Raw genomic sequence first — 6,097 nt, 5'->3', positions numbered from 1 at the left:
CCCGCCGTCCCCGCCCCGGACCCGGAGGCGGACGCCCGGATCCGGGCCGCCGACCGGGCCCACGTCTTCCACTCCTGGTCCGCGCAGGGCCACATCGACCCGCTGCCGATCGCCGGCGCCGCCGGCTCCTGGTTCTGGGACCACGCCGGGAACCGCTGGCTGGACTTCTCCTCGCAGCTGGTCAACGTCAACATCGGGCACCAGCACCCGAAGCTGGTCGCCGGGATCGCCGAGCAGGCCGCGAGGCTGGCCACCGTCTCCCCGGCCTTCGCCAACGACGCCCGCGCCGAGGCCGCCCGGCTGATCGCCGAGGTGGCGCCGGGCGACCTCAACCGGGTGTTCTTCACCAACGGCGGCGCCGAGGCCAACGAGCACGCCGTGCGGATGGCCCGGGTGCACACCGGCCGGCACAAGGTCCTGGCCGCCTACCGCAGCTACCACGGCGCCACCGCCGGGGCCATCGCGCTGACCGGCGAACCCCGCCGTTGGGGCTCGGAGCCCGGCACGCCGGGCGTGGTGCGCTACTGGGGGCCGTACCCCTACCGCTCCGCCTTCCACGCCGGGAGCGAGGAGGAGGAGAGCGCCCGCGCCCTGGAGCACCTGCGACAGACCATGGTGATGGAGGGCCCGCACACCATCGCCGCCGTGGTGCTGGAGACGGTCGTCGGCACCAACGGCATCCTGGTGCCGCCGCCCGGCTACCTGGAGGGCGTGCGGGCCCTGTGCGACGAGTTCGGCGTGCTGCTGATCGCCGACGAGGTGATGGCCGGCTTCGGCCGGTGCGGCGAGTGGTTCGCCGTGGACCACTGGGGCGTGGTGCCGGACCTGATCACCTTCGCCAAGGGCATCAACTCCGGCTACGTGCCGCTGGGCGGCGTGGTGATCTCCGACGCGGTCGCCGACACCTTCCGCGACCGCCCCTACCCGGGCGGCCTGACCTACTCCGGGCACCCGCTGGCCTGCGCCTCGGCCGTGGTCTCGATGGGCGTCTTCCGCGAGGAGAACATCCTGGAGCACGTGCGGACCCTCGGCGAGAAGGTGATCGGCCCGGAGCTGCGGGCCCTGGCCGAGCGTCACCCCAGCGTGGGTGACGTGCGGGGGCTGGGCGTGTTCTGGGCCCTGGAGCTGGTGCGCGACCGGGAGACCCGCGAACCCCTGGTGCCGTTCAACGCGAGCGGGACCGACGCGGCACCGATGGCGGAGTTCACGGCCGCCTGCAAGGCGAGCGGGCTGTGGCCGTTCGTCCACTTCAACCGCACCCACGTGGTGCCGCCGTGCACGATCACCGAGGAGGAGGTCCGGTACGGCATCGCCCTGCTGGACCGGGCCCTGGACGTCGCCGACCGCCACACCACCGCCGCCTGAGCCCGGGACGCGGGTGGGTGTTCCCCGCCCCGGTGCCGCCCACCGGCGGCACCGGGGCGGGGCCGTTCACACCCTTTCCCTCATCTCCTTCACGAAGCGGGAAACACCGGCCCGAGCGAGTCTCCCGGCCATGTCCTCCGGGGAGATGGGAGGTGATGACTTCTCGGCCACCATGCGCAGGAAGGTCTCCCGGATCTCGTCCGGCATCATCTCGTGGAGTTCGCACAGGTACGTGTCCGGGTCGAGGACGCGAACACCGTGGCCCGCCAGTGGCAGGGGCGGGAAGTCCTGCACGTTCCAGGTCACCAGTGCTTCGGCACCCGCGGCCACGGCAGCGGCTGCGTGATACCGATCATCCACGTCCTTGCCGTGCATATGCGGAACCAGATGGAGGTATGCCTCTTCCTTCACTTGGTTCTCGGGGAAAAAGGTGCGAATCGCAGCGGTCACCGCGGCAGCGGAACGGGGCGACCTACGATTTTCCCGGACGATAACCCGCTCCCACTCCCCGAGCAGTACTTCCGTCCATATGACCTCGTGAACGGCGTCCTCGGTCAGGGCGAGGAAGAAATCCATCACGGAGAACGGAAAAAGGACGTTGGTGTCCACGAAGATCCGCATGCCGGTGGGCCGATCCCTTCCGCCGGCCCCCGGCCGACCGGAATCGGTGGCTCAGTGGAAATCCGACTCGTCGCCGTCATCGAGAATTTCGGCGATACGGCGTCGTCCTTCTCGCCGACGCATCCGCCGTTCGTGGAAAGCCACCACATCCCCCAAGCGGATCCGCCGATGGCGGCTTCCGGGAAGATGGGTCGACGGTATGTCCCCCCGGTCGAGCAAACGCACCAGGAAAGGCCGGGAAAGGCCCAGGATGTCCGCCGCCTCGGTCGGGGTGAGGGAGACCTCGGAGGCCAACACGGTGATCGCCCGCCCGGAGGCCAACTCGTGTGCCGAGACCGCGAGCACCTTCAACAGGGAGACCGGAACCGCCGTTTCCCTGCCGTTCGGCAGGCGAAGCACGACCTCGGAAGCGCCCGCGTCCGAAAGGCGATCCAACTCCGCTCGCAGGGCGACGGAGACCTCATGTCGGGAGTCCGGTTCGATCCGAACCGCATCGACCAGGGTCCTGGTACCCGCCATGTGACCTCCTTCACCGTACGATCACCCGGCATCTGCAACAACTGTAACCCCGCCGCGCGTCACCCATCGTCCCATTGGCACACTGCGTCCCGCTTCGTCCCGCATTCCTTCGCTCACTTTCACTCGTGCGGGGTGCCGGCAGCGACAGGGAGTTCAGGGGAGGTCGGCGAAGCGCTCGACGGCCCGGATGCGACCGCTGACGATCAGCACGTCACCCGGCTCGACCACCGTCTCGGCGGTGGCGTAGGTGACCTGCGCGCCGGGCCGCTTGATGCCGACGACGGTCACCCCGTAGCGGGAGCGCACCGCGCTGACGCCCAGCGGGCGGCCGATGGCCACCGCCGGGGCGAGGGTCTTGGCCATGGCGTAGTCCTCGTCGAACTCGACGAAGTCGAGCATCCGGCCCGTGACCAGGTGCGCGAGCCGCTCCCCCATCTCGTGCTCGGGCAGCACCACGTGGTGGGCGCCCAGGCGCTCCAGGATGCGGCCGTGCTGCCGGCTGACCGCCTTGGCCCACACCTTGGGCACCTCCGCGTCCAGGAGGTTGGAGGTGGTCAGGATGCTCGCCTCGATGTCGCTGCCGATGGCCACCACGGCGCTGGACAGCTCGTGGACGCCGAGTTGGCGCAGCACCTCGTCGTCGGTGCAGTCGCCGGTCGCGGCGTGGGTGAGCAGGTCGGCGTGGCGCTGCACGCGCGCCTCGCTGCGGTCGATGCCCAGCACGTCCCAGCCGCGCCGCATGAGTTCGGTGGACAGGGAGCTGCCGAACCGCCCCAGGCCGATCACGGCGATCCGCCGGTCCGGGGCACGGGACCGGTCACCGGTGGCACCGGGGGTCGGGGCGTTCCGACCGCCGGAGCGCCGCAGGACGGCGAACAGGCGGCGCGGGCCCCGGGAGCCGGAGGGGCGGGGGGAGACGGGTGTACCGGACATGAGCGGTCCCTATCCGATGATCGGTCGTTCTTCGGGGTACTGGTAGCGGCGGGTGCGTTCGCGCAGCGCGAGGGCGGAGACCAGGGTGATCGGGCCGAGGCGGCCGACGAACATCAGCACGACGATGATCACCTCGCCCACCGGGGGCAGGTCCCCGGTGACCCCGGCCGACAGCCCCACCGTGCCGAAGGCCGAGACGGTCTCGAAGAGCACCACCTCGAAGCGTTCCTCCACCAGGGTGAGCAGCGCGATCGTCGCCGCGACGATCAGTCCCAGTCCCAGCAGCACCACCGTGAGGGCCTGCCGCAGCACGTGCGGGGCCAGTCGGCGGCCGAAGATGCCCGAGGAGGGCTCGCCCCGCACCTCGGCGAGGATCGCCGCGCCCAGCACGGCGAAGGTGGTGACCTTGATGCCGCCGGCGGTGCCCGCGCTGCCCCCGCCGATGAACATCAGGGCGCAGGTGCCCAGCAGGGTGGCCTGCTCCATCGCGCCGACGTCCACGGCGTTGAACCCGGCGGTGCGGGTCATGGCGGAGTGGAAGAAGGCGTTGAGGACCTTCTCGCCGGTGTGCATCGGTCCCAGCGTCCCGCCGTTGGACCACTCCAGGGCCAGGGTCAGCAGGCTGCCGGCGAGCAGCAGCGCGGCCGTGGTGACCACGGTGAGCTTCAGGTGCAGGGACCAGCCGGTCCGCCCGGAGGTGCGACGCCGGACCCGGTGCCGCAGCAGTTCGATGATCACCGGGAACCCGAGGCCGCCGAGGATGACCGCCACCGCGATCGGCAGGGTGATCCAGGCGTCTCCCGCGTAACGGGTCAGGCTGTCGGCGTTGATGCTGAAACCGGCGTTGTTGAAGGCCGAGATCGAGTGGAACACCCCGTGGTACAGGGCGTCCCCCCAGGCCTCCCCGTATCCCAGCGCGAAGCGGAACGTGAGGGTCAGCGCGATGATCGTCTCGATCACCAGGGTGATCGCCGCGATGCGCACCAGCACCGCCCGGACCTCGCCGATGCCGGTGCTCTTGGTCTCGACCCTCGCGCTCATCTGGAGGCGCAACCGCAGCTTGCCCGCGATGAGGAGGGCGAGCAGGGAGGCCAGCGCCATGATGCCGAAGCCGCCGACCTGGATCAGGCCGAGGATCACGCCCTGGCCGAAGCCGCTCCAGTGGGTGCCGGTGTCCACGGTCACCAGGCCGGTCACGCAGACCGCCGAGGTGGCGGTGAACAACGTCGTGATCAGGTCGGTGACGGTGCCGTCGGCGGAGGAGACGGGGAGGGCCAACAGGGTGGCCCCGATCACGACGACGGCCCCGAAGGCCATCACCACCGCCCGGGCGGGGTGGATCCTCCACACCAGCCGACGCACCCACAGCCGCGCCATGGCCCATCACTTTCCCGGACGCGCGAACGGCGTCCGAACAAGGCAACGAGCAACTGTAACCCCGTCCCGGAGGGGTCGCCGCGCGACCCCGTCGAAACGGCGGATCGGGGGAATCGGGTGACGAAACCGCTGGTCAACGGAGTGTGGCGGACAGGCGGCGGGACGGCGGGGGCGGTGGGCGCTCCGTGGAACGGGCGCCGGCCCTCACGCCCGGGCGGCCTCCGTCAGGGCAGCCGCGACCGGGGCCGCGTCCCCCTCCGGCACCAGCCCGACCGTCACCCGCACGTGGTCCCCGCCGGGGGCGTCGGGCAGGAGCAGGAACGGCGAGCCGGGCGCCACCCCGATCCCCCCGCGCCGCAGCCGCTCCACGGCCGCCGCCTCGTCGCGCACCGGCATCCACAGGTTGATGCCGTCCGTGCCCCCGGTGACCACCCCGCGCGCGGCCAGTTCCCCGACCACGGCCGCCCTCCGGCGCGCGTAGACCTCCCGGGCCCCCGCCACCTCCGCCACCGAGACCGGATCGGTGAGCAGCGAGAGCAGCACCCGTTGCAGCAGCCGGCTGCTCCACCCCTGACCGAGCCGTCGGCGCCCCAGCACCTCCCCCATGACCTCCGCCGGGCCGCCGACCGCCGCCATCCGCAGGTCGGGGCCGTGGGACTTGGAGAAGCTGCGGATGTGCACCGTGCGGTCCGGGATCCGGCGGCCGGGCCCCCGGGACGGGGAGGCGGCGATGGCGCCCGCCGAGTCGTCCTCCACCAGGATCGCCCCGGTCGCCGCGATCAGGTCCGCCAGACGATCGGCGCGGGGGCCGGTGATCGAGACCCCGGTGGGGTTCTGCGCCCGGGGCTGGAGCACCACGGCGGCGGTGGGTTCCCGCAGCGCCGCCGCCAGCGCGTCCGGCTCCGGGCCCTCGGCGTCCAGGGGAACGGGAACCACCTCGGCGCCGCGCGCCTCCAGCAGGTCCACCAGCGGCGGGAAGCAGGGGTGCTCGACCACCACCCGGTCCCCGTGGCGCACCAGCGTCTCCAGCACCCGGTCCAGCGCGTCCATCGCGCCGTCCACGACGGTCACCTCCTCCACCGGGTGCGGCCAGTCCGCGCGCAGCACGGCGGCCAGCTCGGGGAGGACCGGCTCGTCGAGGTAGGTGGCCGGGGTGCCGGCGGTGGTCAGTCCCGCCAGGGCGCGGTCCAGGCGCGGCAGCAGCGCGGCGTCCGGGACACCGCCGGAGAGGTCCAGTGTCGGGCGGGCCGGTCGGTCCAGGGCGCGGCGGTACCGGGCGGGG

6 protein-coding genes are annotated in these 6,097 nt (G+C 72.1%); 1 reads left to right on the top strand and 5 read right to left on the bottom strand.

The window, feature by feature from the left end:
• The coding region (locus FOE67_RS13700; protein WP_194444251.1) for an aspartate aminotransferase family protein at positions 1-1,365 on the top strand (1,365 nt) is incomplete at its 5' end.
• Positions 1,366-1,431: 66 nt separating this feature from the next.
• Here the strand turns inward: FOE67_RS13700 and FOE67_RS13695 are convergent.
• From FOE67_RS13695 to FOE67_RS13675, 5 genes are all read right to left on the bottom strand, one after another.
• A complete protein-coding gene (locus tag FOE67_RS13695) occupies positions 1,432-1,986 on the bottom strand; it encodes a PIN domain-containing protein (protein ID WP_182664042.1) in 555 nt (184 codons plus the stop codon).
• 51 nt (positions 1,987-2,037) lie between these two features.
• Positions 2,038-2,505 carry a helix-turn-helix domain-containing protein gene (locus tag FOE67_RS13690; RefSeq protein ID WP_182664040.1) on the bottom strand — a complete coding sequence of 156 codons (468 nt, stop codon included), beginning with the start codon at positions 2,503-2,505 and terminating at the stop codon, positions 2,038-2,040.
• A 153-nt stretch (positions 2,506-2,658) separates the two neighbouring features.
• Positions 2,659-3,438 (bottom strand): potassium channel family protein, encoded by a 780-nt coding sequence (locus FOE67_RS13685; RefSeq protein WP_182664038.1) that lies wholly within the window; start codon positions 3,436-3,438, stop codon positions 2,659-2,661.
• Positions 3,439-3,447: 9 nt separating this feature from the next.
• Positions 3,448-4,815, bottom strand: coding sequence for a TrkH family potassium uptake protein (locus FOE67_RS13680; RefSeq protein ID WP_182664036.1), 1,368 nt, complete (start codon positions 4,813-4,815; stop codon positions 3,448-3,450).
• Positions 4,816-5,019: 204 nt separating this feature from the next.
• A partial coding sequence (locus tag FOE67_RS13675; protein ID WP_182664034.1) for an aminotransferase class I/II-fold pyridoxal phosphate-dependent enzyme occupies positions 5,020-6,097 on the bottom strand: 1,078 nt, incomplete at its 5' end.

The sequence above is a fragment of the Streptomyces calidiresistens genome (assembly GCF_014141525.1).
Lineage (GTDB): Bacteria > Actinomycetota > Actinomycetes > Streptomycetales > Streptomycetaceae > Streptomyces > Streptomyces calidiresistens.
Note: the sequence above shows the minus strand (reverse complement) of the source record. Positions and strands in the feature narration are given on the sequence as shown.